Source organism: Klebsiella sp. R390, from assembly GCF_051131745.1.
Lineage (GTDB): Bacteria > Pseudomonadota > Gammaproteobacteria > Enterobacterales > Enterobacteriaceae > Klebsiella.
In genome coordinates, this window is record NZ_CP180445.1 from 590390 (window position 1) to 608721 (window position 18332).

The 18332-nt window shown below is 54.9% G+C and carries 16 protein-coding genes; 13 read left to right on the forward strand and 3 right to left on the reverse strand.

Features of this window, described 5'->3' with window-relative positions:
- The first annotated feature begins 44 nt into the window (after nucleotides 1-44).
- The 3 genes from mnmA (at nucleotide 45) to purB (ending at nucleotide 3228) form a co-directional block, all read left to right on the forward strand.
- A complete protein-coding gene (mnmA, locus tag ACMYSP_RS02750) occupies nucleotides 45-1151 on the forward strand; it encodes a tRNA 2-thiouridine(34) synthase MnmA (protein ID WP_434585436.1) in 1107 nt (368 codons plus the stop codon).
- Between the two features lie 61 nt (nucleotides 1152-1212).
- Entirely contained in the window at nucleotides 1213-1854 is a 642-nt protein-coding gene (hflD, locus tag ACMYSP_RS02755; protein ID WP_123753863.1) for a high frequency lysogenization protein HflD, read from the forward strand.
- A 3-nt stretch (nucleotides 1855-1857) separates the two neighbouring features.
- Nucleotides 1858-3228 (forward strand): adenylosuccinate lyase, encoded by a 1371-nt coding sequence (purB, locus tag ACMYSP_RS02760; RefSeq protein WP_434585437.1) that lies wholly within the window; start codon nucleotides 1858-1860, stop codon nucleotides 3226-3228.
- Nucleotides 3229-3351: 123 nt separating this feature from the next.
- Here purB and ACMYSP_RS02765 read toward each other — a convergent pair whose 3' ends face one another.
- The gene (locus tag ACMYSP_RS02765) at nucleotides 3352-3645 is read right to left on the reverse strand and encodes a hypothetical protein (protein WP_434585438.1); all 294 of its coding nucleotides are present in this window, start codon (nucleotides 3643-3645) and stop codon (nucleotides 3352-3354) included.
- A 270-nt stretch (nucleotides 3646-3915) separates the two neighbouring features.
- Here ACMYSP_RS02765 and ACMYSP_RS02770 point away from each other — a divergent pair, with 270 nt between their 5' ends.
- The 6 genes from ACMYSP_RS02770 (at nucleotide 3916) to ACMYSP_RS02795 (ending at nucleotide 11171) form a co-directional block, all read left to right on the forward strand.
- Entirely contained in the window at nucleotides 3916-5433 is a 1518-nt protein-coding gene (locus tag ACMYSP_RS02770; RefSeq protein ID WP_434585439.1) for a DUF1254 domain-containing protein, read from the forward strand.
- A gap of 26 nt (nucleotides 5434-5459) precedes the next feature.
- Entirely contained in the window at nucleotides 5460-6752 is a 1293-nt protein-coding gene (locus ACMYSP_RS02775; RefSeq protein WP_434585440.1) for a DUF1254 domain-containing protein, read from the forward strand.
- Between the two features lie 115 nt (nucleotides 6753-6867).
- The gene (locus tag ACMYSP_RS02780; protein WP_434585441.1) at nucleotides 6868-7503 is read left to right on the forward strand and encodes a helix-turn-helix domain-containing protein; all 636 of its coding nucleotides are present in this window, start codon (nucleotides 6868-6870) and stop codon (nucleotides 7501-7503) included.
- Nucleotides 7504-7789: 286 nt separating this feature from the next.
- Nucleotides 7790-8464: a two-component system response regulator PhoP gene (gene phoP / locus ACMYSP_RS02785; protein WP_434585442.1), complete on the forward strand. Its 675-nt coding sequence runs from the start codon at nucleotides 7790-7792 to the stop codon at nucleotides 8462-8464.
- The gene (phoQ, locus tag ACMYSP_RS02790) at nucleotides 8461-9927 is read left to right on the forward strand and encodes a two-component system sensor histidine kinase PhoQ (RefSeq protein ID WP_434585443.1); all 1467 of its coding nucleotides are present in this window, start codon (nucleotides 8461-8463) and stop codon (nucleotides 9925-9927) included. The genes phoP and phoQ overlap by 4 nt, the downstream gene beginning before the upstream one ends.
- A 122-nt stretch (nucleotides 9928-10049) precedes the next feature.
- A complete protein-coding gene (locus ACMYSP_RS02795) occupies nucleotides 10050-11171 on the forward strand; it encodes a JmjC domain-containing protein (protein ID WP_434585444.1) in 1122 nt (373 codons plus the stop codon).
- Nucleotides 11172-11284: 113 nt separating this feature from the next.
- On the opposite strand, the gene pepT is transcribed toward ACMYSP_RS02795, so the two are convergent.
- On the reverse strand, nucleotides 11285-12514 hold the full coding sequence (gene pepT / locus ACMYSP_RS02800; RefSeq protein ID WP_434585445.1) for a peptidase T: 1230 nt from the start codon (nucleotides 12512-12514) through the stop codon (nucleotides 11285-11287).
- Between the two features lie 257 nt (nucleotides 12515-12771).
- On the opposite strand from pepT, the gene potA reads away from it, so the two are divergent.
- The 4 genes from potA to potD are packed head-to-tail and all read left to right on the forward strand — an operon-like array spanning nucleotide 12772 to nucleotide 16568.
- Nucleotides 12772-13908 carry a spermidine/putrescine ABC transporter ATP-binding protein PotA gene (gene potA / locus ACMYSP_RS02805; protein WP_434585446.1) on the forward strand — a complete coding sequence of 379 codons (1137 nt, stop codon included), beginning with the start codon at nucleotides 12772-12774 and terminating at the stop codon, nucleotides 13906-13908.
- On the forward strand, nucleotides 13892-14749 hold the full coding sequence (gene potB, locus ACMYSP_RS02810; RefSeq protein ID WP_434585447.1) for a spermidine/putrescine ABC transporter permease PotB: 858 nt from the start codon (nucleotides 13892-13894) through the stop codon (nucleotides 14747-14749). Before potA ends, potB begins: the two co-directional genes overlap by 17 nt.
- Entirely contained in the window at nucleotides 14746-15537 is a 792-nt protein-coding gene (gene potC, locus ACMYSP_RS02815) for a spermidine/putrescine ABC transporter permease PotC (RefSeq protein ID WP_123753853.1), read from the forward strand. Before potB ends, potC begins: the two co-directional genes overlap by 4 nt.
- Nucleotides 15534-16568: a spermidine/putrescine ABC transporter substrate-binding protein PotD gene (gene potD, locus ACMYSP_RS02820; RefSeq protein WP_434585448.1), complete on the forward strand. Its 1035-nt coding sequence runs from the start codon at nucleotides 15534-15536 to the stop codon at nucleotides 16566-16568. Before potC ends, potD begins: the two co-directional genes overlap by 4 nt.
- 47 nt (nucleotides 16569-16615) lie before the next feature.
- Here the strand turns inward: potD and ACMYSP_RS02825 are convergent, their stop codons facing one another.
- Nucleotides 16616-18244: a long-chain fatty acid--CoA ligase gene (locus tag ACMYSP_RS02825; RefSeq protein ID WP_434585449.1), complete on the reverse strand. Its 1629-nt coding sequence runs from the start codon at nucleotides 18242-18244 to the stop codon at nucleotides 16616-16618.
- Between the last annotated feature and the right edge of the window lie 88 nt (nucleotides 18245-18332).

Below are 18332 nucleotides of genomic sequence, written 5' to 3' on the forward strand. Positions count from 1 at the left end.
TGCTAGAATATGCCGCCTTGAAGTTCAATGTGGTGAATATTCCAATGTCAGAAAGCCAAAAAAAAGTGATCGTCGGCATGTCCGGCGGCGTCGATTCCTCTGTTTCTGCCTGGTTGCTGCTTCAGCAAGGTTATAAGGTAGAAGGCCTGTTCATGAAGAACTGGGAGGAAGACGATGGTGAGGAATACTGCACCGCCGCTGCCGACCTCGCCGACGCGCAAGCCGTCTGCGATAAGCTCGGGATTGAGCTTCATACCGTAAACTTTGCCGCAGAATACTGGGACAACGTGTTTGAACTGTTCCTGGCCGAATATAAAGCCGGGCGCACGCCGAACCCGGATATTCTGTGCAACAAAGAGATCAAATTTAAAGCCTTCCTTGAATTTGCCGCCGAAGACCTCGGCGCTGACTATATTGCCACCGGTCACTACGTGCGCCGTGCTGATGTCAACGGCAAAAGCCAGCTGCTGCGAGGCCTGGATGGTAATAAAGACCAGAGCTACTTCCTCTACACCCTCGGCCATGAGCAGATCGCCCAAAGCCTGTTCCCGGTGGGTGAACTGGAAAAACCGCAGGTGCGTAAAATCGCCGAAGATCTTGACCTTATCACCGCGAAGAAAAAAGACTCCACCGGGATCTGCTTTATCGGTGAACGTAAATTCCGCGAGTTCCTTGGCCGCTACCTCCCGGCCCAGCCTGGCAAAATAGTCACCGTTGATGGCGACGAAATCGGCGAGCACCAGGGCCTGATGTACCATACCCTTGGACAGCGTAAAGGCCTCGGTATCGGCGGGACCAAAGAAGGTAGCGAAGATCCGTGGTACGTTGTCGATAAAGACGTCGAAAACAACATTCTGGTGGTGGCACAAGGCCACGACCATCCGCGTCTGATGTCAAAAGGCCTGATTGCTCAACAGCTGCACTGGGTTGACCGCCAGCCTGTAACCGGCACCCTGCGCTGCACGGTGAAAACCCGTTACCGTCAGACCGACATCCCGTGCACGGTGAATGCCCTGGATGACGAGCGCATTGAAGTTATCTTTGACGAGCCGGTTGCGGCCGTTACGCCAGGCCAGTCCGCGGTCTTCTATCGTGGTGAAGTGTGCCTCGGTGGTGGCGTGATCGAGCAGCGCCTGCCGCTGCAGTCCTGACAGACCGTTTTTTACCGCCGGTGCGGCAGAGTCCGTCGCCGACGGTTTACAAGGAGTATGTGTGGCGAAGAATTACTATGACATCACATTGGCACTAGCCGGTATTTGCCAGGCCGCTCGTCTGGTACAGCAGCTGGCACATCAGGGCCATTGCGACAGCGATGCCCTGCACGTTTCACTGAACAGCATTATCGATCTCAACCCGAACTCCACGCTGGCGGTGTACGGTGGCAGTGAAGCTAATCTTCGTCTCGGGCTGGAAACCATGCTCGGCGTACTCAATAGCGGCAGTCGTCAGGGCCTCAATGCAGAACTGACCCGCTACACATTGAGCCTGATGGTGCTGGAGCGTAAGCTTGACGGAAGCAAAGGGGCGATGGACACCCTCGGCAACCGCATTTCCGGCCTGCGCCGCCAGTTGGAGCATTTCGACCTGCAGTCTGAAACGTTACTCAGCGCCATGGCCGGAATTTATGTTGATGTTATTAGTCCGTTAGGCCCACGTATTCAGGTAACCGGCTCACCGGCCGTGTTGCAAAGCCCGCAGGTTCAGGCCAAAGTTCGCGCCTCTCTGCTGGCAGGCATTCGCGCCGCCGTGCTCTGGCATCAGGTCGGCGGTGGCCGCATGCAGCTTATGTTTTCTCGTAATCGTCTGGTTAACCAGGCAAAACAAATTCTTGCTCATTTAACCCCGGAGTTGTGATCTATGGAATTATCCTCACTGACCGCCGTTTCCCCTGTCGATGGACGCTACGGCGATAAAGTCAGCGCGCTGCGCGGAATTTTCAGCGAATTCGGTTTGCTGAAATTTCGTGTACAGGTTGAAGTACGTTGGCTGCAGAAGTTAGCCGCGCACGCAGCGATCAAGGAAGTTCCTGCTTTTGCTGCCGACGCAAACGGTTACCTTGATAAAATCGTTGCCGACTTCAGCGTGGAAGATGCACAGCGCATCAAAACCATCGAACGCACCACTAACCATGATGTGAAAGCCGTCGAATATTTCCTCAAGGAAAAAGTGGCCGATATCGCTGAACTGCACGCGGTTTCTGAGTTCATCCACTTCGCCTGTACCTCCGAAGACATTAACAACCTCTCCCATGCGCTGATGCTGAAAACCGCGCGTGATGAGGTGGTGCTGCCTTACTGGCGCCAGCTGATCGACGCAATTAAAGCGCTGGCGGTTCAGTACCGCGACGTCCCGCTGCTGTCCCGTACTCACGGTCAGCCAGCCACGCCGTCGACCATGGGTAAAGAGATGGCGAACGTCGCTTACCGCATGGAGCGCCAGTATCGCCAGCTGAACCAGGTAGAAATTCTGGGCAAAATCAACGGTGCGGTCGGTAACTATAACGCCCACATCGCCGCCTATCCGGAAGTTGACTGGCACCAGTTCAGCGAAGAGTTTGTCACCTCGCTGGGCATCGAATGGAACCCGTACACCACCCAGATCGAGCCGCACGATTACATTGCCGAACTGTTTGACTGCATCGCGCGCTTCAACACCATTCTGATCGATTTCGATCGTGACGTGTGGGGTTACATCGCCCTGAACCACTTCAAACAGAAAACCATCGCCGGCGAAATCGGTTCTTCCACCATGCCGCACAAAGTTAACCCGATCGACTTCGAAAACTCCGAAGGTAACCTCGGTCTGGCAAACGCGATGATGCAACATCTGGCCAGCAAATTGCCGGTCTCTCGTTGGCAGCGTGACCTGACGGACTCCACCGTACTGCGTAACCTCGGTGTCGGCATTGGCTATGCGCTGATTGCTTACCAGTCGACCCTTAAGGGCGTGAGCAAGCTGGAGCTGAACGGCGATCGTCTGCTGGACGAACTGGATCATAACTGGGAAGTTCTGGCTGAGCCGATCCAGACCGTGATGCGCCGCTACGGGATCGAAAAACCGTACGAGAAGCTGAAAGAGCTGACCCGCGGCAAACGCGTAGATGCGGAAGGTATGCAGCAGTTCATCGACAGCCTGCCGCTGCCGGAAGCCGAGAAAGTTCGCCTGAAAGCGATGACCCCGGCCAACTACATTGGCCGCGCGACCACCATGGTTGATGAACTGAAATAATCGCTTTGCCTCGCCGTCCTTCGGGGATCGGTGCGGAGCCAGTAAAAAAAGATAAACAGATGGCCGGGAATTATCCCGGCCATCAGATCGTCAGAACAATAAACACACTCGACATCTCGCGCCTTAATTCGTTTTTTTCGTCACATCATCCATCGAAGCACCGTTTTCCATTTTCGCGTCATTTTTCATTTCATGTTTTTTTAGCTCAGCCTGAGTTTTGCACCCCTCCTTCACCTGCGCGCCACCGACCGCTCGACAGTCATCAATAATGTGGCCCGGGTTTTTTAGCTGCTCTTTTTCTGCCTGTTTCTCTGAGGTGCTGCTGGCCGGGTTTTCCGCCAGAGCAGATGAACAGAAAACTAAGGTTAAACATGTTGTTAGCACCAGCGGAAAGCCTTTTAACTCATTCAGTTTCATACAGGAACTCCATGTGCAGGGATATGCAGGGATAGTCATCAATAAGGATATACGGCCCCTCATAAACTTCCTGATGATAACGATAAATAATCCCCGGGCGCTCGCCATTCACGCCTCCTGCGCGCCGCAATGTTCATTAATACATATTTGCCCGATTGATTCTGCCGGCCCGCTGCCGGAATATTTTTACACTGCGAACACGCATAAGAAAAAAACACTCTATAGTTCATAGAGATAATTTTACTTACCGTTAACGGGGGAAGTTTAGCGATGTCAATGACTCGTAGAGAGTTTTATAAGCTGGCGCTCGGTTCGGCCGTCGGCCTGGCCGTATTAAAACACACGTCACCGGCCCTGGCACAAGGCATTTCGCTGAAGACTCCCCTGCGTTCTGGCGCCGGACAAAAAGGCGAAACCGCCGGTGGCCTGCCGCCGGCAGGCGCGACGAGTTCAGTGGAAGATTTTGACTACCAGATCAAATACCAACGAGCCTTTGAAGCGGTGTTGTGGAACATGCCAGCGGTCGCTATTTACAGTTTTCGCCGGGCAGCATTTGAAAATTTAGGTCTTAAAGATAACGATATTATTGCCTATTCAAAGCCTGCAACCCCGCATCTGGAGGCGATTACCGCCAACAGTACCACCCCTTATATTTCAGCGTTCACCGACCTGCAAAAAGGCCCCGTTGTGCTTGAGGTTCCTGCTGCCAGCGCCGACGGCAGTTTATACGGACAGATAGTCGATGCGTGGCAGTTCACCATTGCCGACGTCGGTCCGGCGGGTCTTGATAAAGGCAAAGGCGGCAAGTTTTTGCTCACGCCTCCTGGGTATAGTGACGCGATCCCCGAAGGGTATTTGCACGTACCGTCACCCAACTTTCGCGTCGCATTTGCCTTCCGCTCCGTGCAAGCGCCCGGAAAAACGACGGAAGACGCCTATCACTACTCCCGACGCCTGCATATGTATTATCTTGCCGAAGCGGCCAGCCCCCCTGCACAGCGCTTTGTCGACCCGGGTAACCAACGCTATCCCACACTGCCCTACTACGACGAACGTCATTTTGACGATTTGCACGCGGTCGCCAGCGTGGAGCCCGTCCGCGAGCAGGACAAAGTGATGATGGGGATGCTGTCATCACTGGGAATAGGTCATGGTTTAACCTTCACTCCGGATGAAAAAACGAAAAAAGCGCTGCGCCAGGCCGCCATTGACGCCTGGTTCTACATGCAATACTGGTACGACAATTTTCCCAAGGAGAAGCTCTTCTGGCCCGATCGCCACTACGCTTCGCTGCTGCAGGCCGATGACAATAAAACGTTCACCTTTATCTATCCGGACAGGATCGATCTGATCAATCGCGCGGCGGAATACTTCTGGTGTACCTATATGCCAAAAGTGCTCAGCGACATGCCCGCCACGCAATATCTGATGAGCCTCGCCGACAGCGAAGGTCGTCTGCTCGAAGCCGGCCAGCTCTATAAACTCACGATCCCTGCCCAGATGCCGGTGAAACAGTTCTGGGCGCTGACCGTCTATAACCGCGACACCATGTCCTTTATCTACAGCGACAGCGAGCGCACCACCCTGTCATCTTACGACCTTGATAACATGAACAAAAACGCGGACGGCAGCGTCACCCTGTATGTCGGTCCGGCGGCCCCGGCTGGACAGGAGAATAACTGGATCCCTACCAGTGGCAAGCGCCCGTTACCGGCCATGCGCTTTTATGGTCCAACCGCAGAACTGAATCACAAAACCTTTAAATTAGCCGATTTTGAGCGCGTTTGAGCGCACCAACCCTCACCGGAGTACCTATGAGAAAGTTAATCCTTACCGCAGCGTTGTGTACCATCGCGCTGCCTGCAATGGCGCAAATTAGCGACAAGATGGCGCAGGACGCCTACGTCTATGGCTACTCCATGGATGAAGCCTATAAGTTTTTCTATGACACCGCGGTAAAAACTGACACCCCGATGAACCGCTTTCAGAACATCCGACACCTTGCTGATGATACCTACAAAGATCATCCAACCATCAATAACGATACGCTTCATCTGCAGGGTTGGTTAGACGTCAGCGCTGAACCGGTCATTGTCAGCGTCCCGGACATGGATAAAGGGCGCTACTGGATCCTCCACACCATGGACATGGGCCACTACACCACTTCGATGATTGGGTCACGCACCCGCGGGACCAAAGGCGGGCACTTTATGTTTGCCTCGCGCACCTGGAAAGGGGATGTTCCCGCCAGCGTTACCGAAGTCATCCGCGTTGACTCCGATATTCTGAAGCTGATGGGCCGTATCATGGCCACCAGCCCGGAGGATACCAAAGTCGCCCTCGGGTATATGGATGACTGGAATATCCGTACCTTGTCAGCCTATCTGGGAGAACCGGGGCCAAAAGCCACCGTCCATCACTGGCCTGACCCGGCGAAAACCAACTGGTTGCAGCGCGTGAACGTTGTCCTGTGCGAAGGCGATATGGGAACCGCTGATAAAAAATGGCTCGACCAGTACAAAGACATCGGGCTGGCGCCGTGTAAAACCGACTTCACCGCAGAGCAACTTGCCGCTGCCAAAAAAGGTGAAGAGCTGGGGTCGGCTCATCTCAAGGCGCTGCTTCCAAAAATGACCACATCAGAAGGCCTGCTGGGAACCCGGGCAGAACTGCAAAATCAGCAGCGCGACCTGTTTGCAGAAGGAACGCTGATCGGGCAATGGGGCCTGCCACCGGAAGAGTCCGTCTATTTGCAGGCGCTGAAGGGCTCAGACGGGCAAAATATTAATGGCGCGCACGGTAAAAAATACCGCATGCACTTTAAGGCGCCAGATGTTAGCCAGTTCTGGTCCTTTACGGTCTATGGCTCTGATAACATGTTGATGGCACATAACGAACTTAATCGCCACAGCCGCGGCGACCGGACGCTCAAGCCGGACGCTGACGGCATGTACACCATCGACTTAAGCGCCAAAGGGGATGCGAATAATCCTAACTGGCTGCCGATCCCCGAAAAAGATGCCTATATCATTATGCGCCTGTACGGGCCTGATAAAGCGATTCGTGAAGGGAAATATCCGATGCCAACGCTGGAAGTCGTCAAATAAACGACAGCGACCGCATGCTGCACCATTAAATTAAAGCCTTTGCCCTTCATCTAACCCATGAAGGGCTTTTTTATTCTAAAATAGCGTCAATGATTATTTTTTTACCAGGTTATTCATGATTACACCCCCAGCCAGACCAACCACATCTATCGAACGCTTAATCAGCGTACTCACGCCTTATGGAAAAACTATTGAAGCGGCTCCGCGCAAAAGGCTTTCCTGGGATAACAATGGCATCCCGTATATCTACGTATTTCTCGAAGGTGAGCTTTCTATATCGCGTATCACCGATGGGATTCTGGTTGCCACGGTTGTTGAACCGCATATTTTCGGTTTTTCCGAGATGTTTTATCCGATGAGAAGCAACGTGCTACGCGCGGAAACACAATGCCTGTTTTCACGCATTGAAAATCATCAGGCCGAGCAGTGTATTGAACAACATGGCCTGTGGCGTGAAGTCGCCGAGGTGCTCTCCTTTCATACCAACACCATGCTCTGCCGCGATATGCAAATTGTGAATCAACGTACTTTTCCCGTGGTCTGTCACTATCTGCGCGAGCTGGATCGCCTGCCAGATGCGACAAAAGAACGGGTCAATATCCTCAGCTATGTCCAGGAACGAACGGGGCTTTCCCGCAGCAGCATTCTGAATATTGTCTCTGCGCTAAAAACCGAGCGCTATATTGATTTCGTGCGCGGCGGCTACAAATTGCGGATCAATGCATTACCCGACACCGCCGAACGCTCTTAACCCTTTCCCGGCGTCAGCAACGCGGGTGTTTTCTGGCGGGCCAGCTCGCGTATAGCTGGAAACGCGGGCCTAAACTTGCCAGTATATGCCCATGATATGCCACCCTGTCTCACCGGGGGATCTCGGGCGCGGGAGCGCCCCCTTTCCACCGCGGCATGGGAGGCCACGGCACCAAGGGCGACGGCAGGCCGGGTAGCAAAGAAAGCCTTTCATTTACAGCCGTTTAAATTCAGTATATCTAATCAGCGCTACACTACTCAAAACCAAAAAAAACGGGAGAAAAGGCATGCGCGTACTTGTCGTTGAGGATAACGCTTTACTGCGCCATCACCTGAAAGTCCAGCTCCAGGAATTAGGTCACCAGGTGGATGCAGCAGAAGATGCAAAAGAAGCGGACTACTATCTGGGCGAACACGTGCCGGATATCGCGATTGTCGATCTGGGTTTGCCTGACGAAGACGGCCTGACGCTGATTCGCCGCTGGCGCAGCCATGATGTATCGATTCCGGTGCTGGTGTTGACTGCCCGCGAAAGCTGGCAGGATAAAGTCGAGGTGCTGAGCGCCGGCGCGGATGATTACGTCACCAAACCGTTCCATATTGAAGAAGTTGCCGCCCGGATGCAGGCATTACTGCGTCGCAACAGCGGCCTGGCCTCGCAGGTTATTTCTATTCCACCTTTCCAGGTCGACCTGTCGCGCCGCGAGCTATCAATTAACGATCAGCCGATCAAACTGACCGCGTTTGAATACACCATTATGGAAACGCTGATCCGCAATCGCGGAAAAGTGGTCAGTAAAGACTCCTTAATGCTCCAGCTCTATCCCGACGCCGAACTGCGCGAAAGCCACACCATCGATGTCCTGATGGGACGACTGCGGAAAAAAATCCAGGCACAACACCCGAATGATGTGATTACGACGGTACGCGGCCAGGGTTATTTATTCGAACTCCGCGGATGAAAGGCCCGTTACGGCATATTTTGCCGCTGTCTTTACGCGTTCGCTTTTTACTGGCGACGGCCGCGGTGGTGCTGGTGCTTTCGCTGGCTTACGGCATGGTCGCGCTGGTGGGCTACAGCGTCAGCTTTGATAAAACCACCTTCCGCCTGCTGCGTGGTGAGAGCAACCTGTTCTATATGCTGGCGAAGTGGGAAAATAACAGCATCGATGTTGATATCCCCGAAAATCTCAATATGCAAAGCCCGACGGTCACGCTGATTTATGACGCGAAAGGCAATCTGCTGTGGATGCAACGCGATGTCGCATGGCTGGCCAAGCGCATTCAGCCCGAGTGGCTCAAAAGTAACGGATTCCATGAAATCGAATCCGACGTCGACAGCAGCAGCATGTTGCTGCGGAATAATCAGGAAGTCAGGGAACAGCTGGATGAGCTGCGTCAGCAGGACGACGGTTCAGAAATGACCCACTCGGTAGCAATAAATATCTATCCAGCGACCGATAAAATGCCGCAGTTGAGCATCGTGGTGGTCGATACGATCCCGGTCGAACTGAAGCGCTCCTATATGGTGTGGAGCTGGTTTATCTACGTGCTGGTCGCCAACCTTCTGCTGGTGATCCCGCTGCTATGGGTGGCAGCCTGGTGGAGCCTGCGTCCGATCGAGTCGCTGGCAAAAGAGGTGCGCGAACTCGAAGAACACCACCGTGAGATGCTCAACCCGGACACCACGCGCGAACTGACCCGCCTGGTCAGCAACCTTAACCGGTTGCTCAAAAGCGAGCGCGACCGTTACGACAAATATCGCACCACCTTAACCGACCTCACCCACAGCCTGAAAACCCCGCTGGCGGTGCTGCAAAGCACGCTGCGTTCTCTGCGCAGCCAGAAGCTGGATGTCACAGAGGCGGAACCGGTGATGCTTGAGCAGATCAGCCGTATCTCGCAGCAAATTGGTTACTATCTCCATCGCGCCAGCATGCGCAGTGGCAGTACGCTCCTGAGCCGTGAACTGCACCCGGTCGCCCCGCTGCTCGACAAGCTGACATCGGCCCTTAATAAAGTTTATCAGCGTAAAGGGGTCAATATCACCCTCGATATCTCGCCAGAAACCAGCTTTGTCGGCGAACAGAATGACTTTATGGAAGTCATGGGCAACGTGCTGGATAACGCCTGCAAATATTGCCTGGAGTTTGTCGAGGTGTCCGTGCGTCAGACCAACGACCATCATCTGCATATTCTGGTGGAGGATGACGGGCCGGGAATTCCGATGAGCCTACGAGACAGCGTGTTTGACAGGGGCCAGCGCGCCGATACGCTGCGCCCAGGCCAGGGCGTGGGACTCTCCGTGGCCCGCGATATTGTTGTGCAATACGACGGCGAGATTATTGCCAGTGAGAGCCTGCTCGGCGGCGCCTGCATGGAAGTGATTTTTGGTCGCCAACTGCCGGACGCTACTCAAAGTTGACCCGCCAGGTGACGGAGGTAACTGAACTCTGTGACTGCGCAAGACAATCGCCGTCAACAAAGAGGCAGTTTGAAGGATGGCGTGTATAATCCCAAACAAACACCTGCTGTGGAATAAATAAAATGGATTATCAATTAACGCTTAACTGGCCTGACTTTATCGAACGCTACTGGCAAAAGCGCCCGGTGCTGCTGAAACGCGGGTTTGCCAATTTCATCGATCCGATTAGCCCGGACGAACTGGCCGGGCTGGCGATGGAAAGTGAAGTCGACAGCCGCCTGGTCAGCCATCAGGACGGAAAATGGCAGGTCAGCCATGGTCCCTTCGAAAGCTACGATCACCTGAGTGAAAACAACTGGTCGCTGCTGGTTCAGGCGGTGAATAACTGGCACGAACCCACCGCCGCGCTGATGCACCCGTTCCGCGCCCTGCCCGACTGGCGCATCGACGATCTGATGATCTCGTTCTCGGTACCCGGCGGTGGCGTAGGCCCGCACCTCGATCAGTACGATGTGTTTATCATCCAGGGGACGGGACGCCGTCGCTGGCGCGTGGGGGAAAAAGTGCCGATGAAGCAGCACTGCCCGCACCCGGACCTGCTGCAGGTGGATCCATTCGACGCCATCATCGATGAAGAGATGGAGCCGGGCGATATTCTCTATATCCCGCCAGGTTTCCCGCACGAAGGCTATTCGCTGGAAAACTCCCTCAACTATTCCGTGGGCTATCGCTCGCCGAACGCCCGCGAACTGTTCAGCGGCTTTGCCGATTATATTCTGCAGCGTGAACTGGGTAGCCAGCGCTATGCCGATCCTGATGTGCCAGCGCGCGATCATCCTGCGGATATTCTGCCGTCAGAACTGGATCGTTTGCGTGACATGATGCTGGGGCTGATCAACCAGCCAGAACATTTCAAACAGTGGTTTGGCGAGTTTATTACCCAGTCACGTCATGAACTGGACGTCGCGCCAGCAGAACCACCGTATCAGCCAGATGAGGTTTACGACGCGCTGCAACAGGGCGATAGCCTGGTGCGTCTTGGTGGACTGCGGGTGCTGCGCATTGATGGCGAGGTCTTCGTCAACGGCGAGAAAATTAATTCGCCACACCGCCCGGCGCTGGACGCCCTGGCGACCCATCTGTCGTTGAAGGCACAGCATTTTGGCGATGCGCTGGAAGATCCATCCTTCCTCGCCATGCTGGCGGCGCTGGTCAACAGCGGATACTGGTTCTTCGAGGACTAAATTACTGCATCCCTGCCCCGGCTGACGGCGCGTTACGCCTTAGCCGGGCTGCAGATGGGTATGAGTATCAGGTAACCCGGATGCGCACCGCGCTATCCGGGGTTTCGTGGGTATCAGGCGCTGCGTTTTGCCGTTAGCTCGGCAATACGAACAATCACCTGCACCGCTTTCTCCATACCTTCCAGGGTCACAAACTCATGCTTACCGTGGTAGTTGTAGCCACCGGTAAACAGGTTCGGGCAAGGCAACCCCATAAACGACAGCTGAGCGCCGTCGGTGCCGCCGCGAATCGGCTTCATTTGCGGTTCAATATCGCAATCCACCATCGCCTGACGCGCAATGTCGACCACATGCGGATGGGCAATCACTTTTTCATGCATATTGTAGTAGCTGTCCTCAATCACCAGCTCAATATAGCAATCCGGGTGCAGCCCCTTCCCGACCTTTTTGGCAATTTCCATCATCTTGCGTTTGCGGGCTTCAAACTGCTTGCGGTCAAAATCGCGGATAATGTAATGCATCTCCGCGCGATCAACCGTGCCTTTGATATTCGCCAGGTGGTAAAACCCTTCATAGCCTTCGGTGGTCTCGGGTGCCTCGTCAGCCGGGACTTCAGCATGGATGCGTGCCGCCAGCGACAGCGCATTCACCATCACCCCTTTTGCCGTCCCCGGATGGACGTTGTTGCCCACAATCTTAATGGTCACCGACGCTGCATTGAAGTTTTCACACTCCAGCTCACCCACGCCGCCGCCGTCAACGGTGTAGGCCCAGCGGGCATCAAAGGCTGCAACGTCAAAATGCTTCGCCCCTTTGCCCACTTCTTCGTCCGGCGTGAAGGCCACACGAATGTCACCGTGCGGGATCTGTTTGGCCTTTAACGTGGCCAGCGCGGTCATAATTTCGGCGATACCGGCTTTATCGTCGGCGCCAAGTAACGTCTTACCGTCGGTAGTAATCAGCGTGTGCCCCAGCAGCTGATGCAGCACCGGGAACATCACCGGCGACAGCACTTCATCGCCAATCCCCAGCGCGATGTCGCCGCCGCGGTAGTTTTCGACAATCTGCGGGTTTACATTCTTGCCGCTGAAATCAGGTGCCGTATCAACGTGAGAAATAAAGCCGATGGCTGGAATTTCGCCGGCGACGTTTGCCGGAAGCGTTCCCATTACCGTCCCTTTGTCACTCAGCGTTACGTTGGCCAGTCCCATCTCTTCCAGCTGCTTCTGTAGCAGGCGTAACAGCTTCCACTGCCCTTCCGTGCTTGGTACCTGACGCACGCCAGGCTTCGACTGTGTGTCCAGAGAAACGTATTGTAAAAAACGCTCAAGCAATTTATCCATGTAGCCACCCTCTTCTTTTGTGACAACATTATTCATAAGCCCGAAAAGACAAATATTGCGTCAGGTCATTTTTAACCCGGCAAATAAGAATTTAATACATTAACCGGCGTAATGTTGTAAAGGTCATGCATCTGTATGCGACAGGGTTTGGCTATCGCAAGCGTTTGCCGTAGAATGTTGGCCCTTAAATAATCATGTGCAGCCCCAAAGGTGGTTAACCACAAACCCCGCAACGACCCGTTTTTCGTTGCGTCTACATGGGACAGAGTCAAAAATTGAATATACAACCGCGTTCGCTTTCTCCGCTGGTACAGCTGGCGGGAATTGGCAAAAGCTTTGATGGAAAAATGGTCATCGCCGATCTCAATCTGACCATCAACAATGGTGAATTTCTCACCCTGCTTGGCCCCTCTGGCTGCGGTAAAACCACCGTTCTTCGTCTTATCGCCGGGCTGGAAAATGTCGACACCGGGCGAATTCACCTCGAAGACCAGGATATCACCCATGTTCCGGCGGAAGACCGCCACGTCAATACCGTCTTTCAAAGCTACGCCCTGTTTCCCCATATGAGCGTCTTCGAAAACGTCGCCTTTGGTCTGCGCATGCAGAAAACGCCGGCGGCGGACATTGCCCCTCGCGTCCACGAAGCGCTGCGGATGGTACAGCTCGAAGAGTTTGCCCAGCGTAAACCCCATCAGCTCTCAGGCGGCCAGCAGCAGCGAGTCGCCATCGCCCGGGCCGTTGTCAATAAACCCCGTCTGTTACTGCTCGACGAATCGCTGTCGGCGCTGGATTACAAACTGCGCAAACAGATGCAAAACGAACTGAAGGCGCTCCAGCGCAAGCTCGGTATCACCTTCGTGTTCGTCACCCACGATCAGGAAGAGGCCTTGACCATGTCTGACCGTATCGTGGTCATGCGCGACGGGAAGATAGAACAGGACGGCACACCGCGTGAAATTTACGAAGAGCCGAAAAACCTGTTCGTCGCCAGCTTCATCGGCGAAATTAACCTCTTTAACGCCACGGTCATTGAACGTCTGGACGCGCAGCGCGTTCGCGCCAGCGTCGAAGGCCGGGAATGCAACATCTACGTCAATTTCCCCGTTGAAAAGGGCCAACGTCTCAACGTCCTGTTGCGACCGGAAGATCTGCGGGTCGATGAAGTCCACGACGGCAGCGACGCCGACGGGCTCATCGGTTATATCCGCGAGCGCAACTACAAAGGAATGACGCTGGAATCGGTCGTCGAACTGGAAAACGGCAAAATGGTGATGGTCAGCGAATTCTTTAATGAAGACGACCCGGATTTTGACCACCCGCTGGACCAGAAAATGGCCATTAACTGGGTAGAAAGCTGGGAGGTTGTGCTGGCCGATGAAGAACACCAGTAAATTCCAGAATGTGGTCATCGCCACTATCGTGGGCTGGCTGGTGCTGTTTGTCTTCCTGCCCAACCTGATGATTATCGCCACCAGCTTCCTGACCCGCGACGACACCAGTTTCGTCAAAATGGTCTTTACGCTGGATAACTATGCGCGTCTGCTGGACCCGCTCTATTACGATGTGCTGCTGCACTCGTTGAATATGGCGCTGCTGGCGACGCTCGCCTGTCTGGCGCTGGGTTATCCTTTCGCCTGGTTTCTGGCCCGCCTGCCGGAGAAGGTGCGTCCGCTACTGCTGTTTCTGCTGATCGTGCCGTTCTGGACCAACTCACTGATCCGCATCTACGGGCTGAAAATATTCCTCAGCACTAAAGGCTATCTCAACGAGTTCCTGCTGTGGCTGGGCGTCATCGATACCCCGCTGCGCATCATGTACACCCCGTCAGCGGTTATCATTGGCCTGGTCTACATTCTGCTGCCGTTTATGGTGATGCCGCTGTACTCCAGCATTGAGAAGCTGGATCGCCCGCTGCTGGAAGCGGCGAAAGATCTCGGGGCCAGCAAGCTGCAAACCTTTATCCGCATTATCATTCCGCTGACCATGCCGGGCATTATTGCTGGCTGCCTGCTGGTGATGCTGCCGGCAATGGGGCTGTTCTACGTTTCCGACCTGATGGGTGGCGCGAAAAACCTGTTGATCGGTAATGTCATCAAGAGCCAGTTCCTCAATATTCGCGACTGGCCATTTGGTGCCGCCACCAGCATTACGCTGACCCTGGTGATGGGCCTGATGCTGCTGGTTTACTGGCGGGCGGCGCGTTTGCTGAACAAGAAGGTGGAACTCGAATGATCGGTCGACTGCTGCGCGGCGGCTTTATGACCGCCATCTATGCTTATCTTTATATTCCGATCATTATTCTGATCGTCAATTCGTTTAACAGTTCGCGCTTCGGCATCAACTGGCAGGGCTTCACCAGCAAATGGTATGGCCTGTTGATGAACAACGACAGTCTGTTGCAGGCGGCTCAGCACTCGTTGACCATGGCAGTGCTGTCGGCGACCTTTGCAACGCTTATCGGCTCGCTGACCGCCGTGGCGCTGTATCGCTATCGTTTTCGCGGCAAACCGTTCGTCAGCGGCATGCTGTTTGTAGTGATGATGTCGCCGGATATTGTCATGGCGATCTCGCTGCTGGTGCTGTTTATGCTGATCGGCATTCAGCTTGGCTTCTGGTCGCTATTGTTCTCACACATCACCTTCTGCCTGCCTTTCGTGGTGGTGACGGTTTATTCGCGGCTCAAAGGTTTTGACGTGCGGATGCTGGAAGCGGCGAAAGATCTCGGCGCCAGTGAACTGACGATCCTGCGCAAAATCATTCTGCCGCTGGCGATGCCGGCGGTGGCGGCGGGCTGGCTGCTCAGCTTTACGCTGTCGATGGATGACGTGGTGGTCTCTTCGTTCGTCACCGGTCCAGGGTATGAGATTCTGCCGCTCAAGATTTACTCGATGGTTAAAGTGGGCGTTTCACCGGAGGTGAATGCGCTGGCGACCATTCTGTTACTGCTTTCTCTGGTTATGGTGGTTGCCAGCCAGATTGTTGCTCGTGATAAAACGAAATCTCAGGGGACATCGAAATGAAAAAAATGCTCGCCGCCGCGGCGCTGGTGCTCGGAATGGGTGCCGCGCACGCCGATGACAGCAAAACGATCTACTTCTACAACTGGACCGAGTACGTGCCGCCGGGACTGCTGGAACAGTTCACCAAAGAGACCGGGATCAAGGTTATCTACTCGACCTACGAGTCGAATGAAACCATGTACGCCAAGCTCAAAACCTACAAAGACGGCGCTTACGACCTGGTGGTCCCTTCCACCTATTTCGTCGATAAGATGCGTAAAGAGGGGATGCTGCAGAAGATCGATAAGAGCAAGCTAAGCAACTTCGGCAATCTCGATCCTGAAATGCTCAATAAACCGTTCGACCCAGGCAACGATTACTCTATTCCCTACATCTGGGGCGCCACCGCGATTGGCGTGAACAGCGATGCTATCGACCCGAAAACCGTCACCAGCTGGGCCGATCTGTGGAAGCCGGATTACAAAAGCAGCCTGCTGCTGACCGATGATGCGCGTGAGGTGTTCCAGATTGCCCTGCGTAAGCTGGGCTATTCCGGCAACACCACCGACCCGAAAGAAATTGAAGCGGCCTATCAGGAGCTGAAAAAGCTGATGCCTAACGTCGCGGCGTTCAACTCCGATAACCCGGCCAACCCGTATATGGAAGGCGAAGTGAATCTCGGAATGGTGTGGAACGGCTCAGCCTGGGTGGCCCGTCAGGCCGGCACGCCGCTGGAGGTAGTATGGCCGAAAGAAGGCGGGATCTTCTGGATGGACAGCCTGGCAATTCCGGCCAACGCCAAAAACGTCGACGGCGCGCTGAAGCTGATTAACTTCCTGCTGCGCCCGGAAGTGGCCAAACAGGTCGCCGAGACTATCGGCTACCCGACGCCTAACCTGGCGGCGCGCAAGATGCTGAGCCCGGAGGTTGCCAATGACAAATCACTCTATCCGGATGCCGACACCATCGCCAAAGGCGAATGGCAGAATGATGTTGGTAGCGCCAGCACGCTGTATGAAGAGTATTACCAGAAGCTGAAAGCGGGTCGTTAATCCGCTGCCGCAACGCCGCCCCGGCCTGAGCGCCGGGGCGTTTTTATTTATGCTTCATCGCCCATCAGAATCTGACCGAATTCAGCCCGCAGCTGATTCTTCAGTACCTTGCCGGTAGCGCTGACCGGCAGGCTGTCGATAAACAGAATCCGGTCCGGCAACTGCCATTTCGGTATTCGCTGCTGATACCAGGCCAGCAGCTCATGCTCTTCAATCTCGCCGCCCTCCTCCCTGACGCACAGCACCACCGGTCGTTCATCCCAGCGTGGATGCTGCGCCGCAATCGCCGCCGCGCTGCGGATCGCCGGGTGGGCGATGGCAATGTTCTCCAGCTCAACCGTGGAGATCCACTCGCCGCCGGACTTAATAATATCTTTCGCCCGATCCTGTATGACCAGGTAACCATTTTGATTGAGGGTGCCAATGTCGCCGGTATCGAACCAGCCGTCCGGAGTCATTGCGCTCTCCGGGCGACCATAATAACTGGCGACCACCCAGTGGCCACGTACCTGCAGATATCCCTGTGTCTCACCATCGTCAGGCAGCGGCTGGCCGTCCACATCCACGACCCGCAACTCAATACCAAAAATTGCCCGCCCCTGGCCGTGGCCCAGCTTAGCCTGCGCCTCCTGGGGCAGCGCCTTGTGTTTGCTTAACGGCGTGTTGATCGTGCCGATCGGCGAGGTTTCCGTCATTCCCCAGGCGTGGATCAGTTCAATACCATAATCGCGGCGGAACACCTCAATCATGGATGGCGGTAAGGCCGAGCCACCAACAAAAGAGCGTTTAAAATGCGGCAAGCGAATATCTGATTTGCGCAGCGCCGCCAGCAGTCCCGCCCAGATCACCGGAACGCCAAACGCCACGCTGACCCGCTCTTCACTCAGCAGTCGCAGCAGGCTTTCACCATCAAGATGCGGCCCCGGCAGCACCAGCCGCGCCCCCACCATGGCGGCGATAAACGGCGTTCCCCAGGCATTGACGTGGAACATCGGCACCACCGGCAACAGCGAATCCTGCGCCGAAATACCGGCGGCATCCGGTTGGTTACCGCTGAGCGCATGCAGCACCAGCGAACGGTGGGTGTTCAGTACCCCTTTTGGCTTCCCTGTTGTTCCCGAGGTGTAGCACAACGAGGCGGGAGACTGCTCGCTGAGAGCGGGCCAGCGATACTGTGGGTCCGCATCGGCAAGCAGTTCATCGAAGAACAGCAGCGCGTCCACGGTGGCAAGCGCCTCCTCGTTGTGGGGCTCCAGCAGAACAAAATGCTTCACCGTCGGTAAGTGAGGGCGCAGCGCGGCGATCAGCGGCAGGAACGTATAGTCGAAAAACAGGACCTCGTCGGCAGCATCATTGATGATAAACACCAGATGCTCAACGGACAGACGCGGGTTGATGGTGTGCGTCACCCACCCACCAGAACTGATACCAAAATAGATTTCCAGATGCCGGCGATTATTCCACGCCAGAGTGCCACAGCGGGCACCTGGCGTTATCCCCAGACTCTGCATGGCACAGGCCAGACGCCGAGCATTCTCTGCCACCTGCCCCCAGCTGCTGTACTCCCGTCCTGCTAACGTCCCGACCGAGACAATACCGGTATCGGTGTGATACCGCGCGGCATGTTCGATTAGCGCTCGGGTCGTTAAATCCTGATACATCATCGATGGATGCATGAATGATACTCCGCGACTGGCTGATAGTGTTGTGTGTTGGGCTACCACTAAATCTGGCAACAACCCAGAGAACCGACCAAAAGAGATG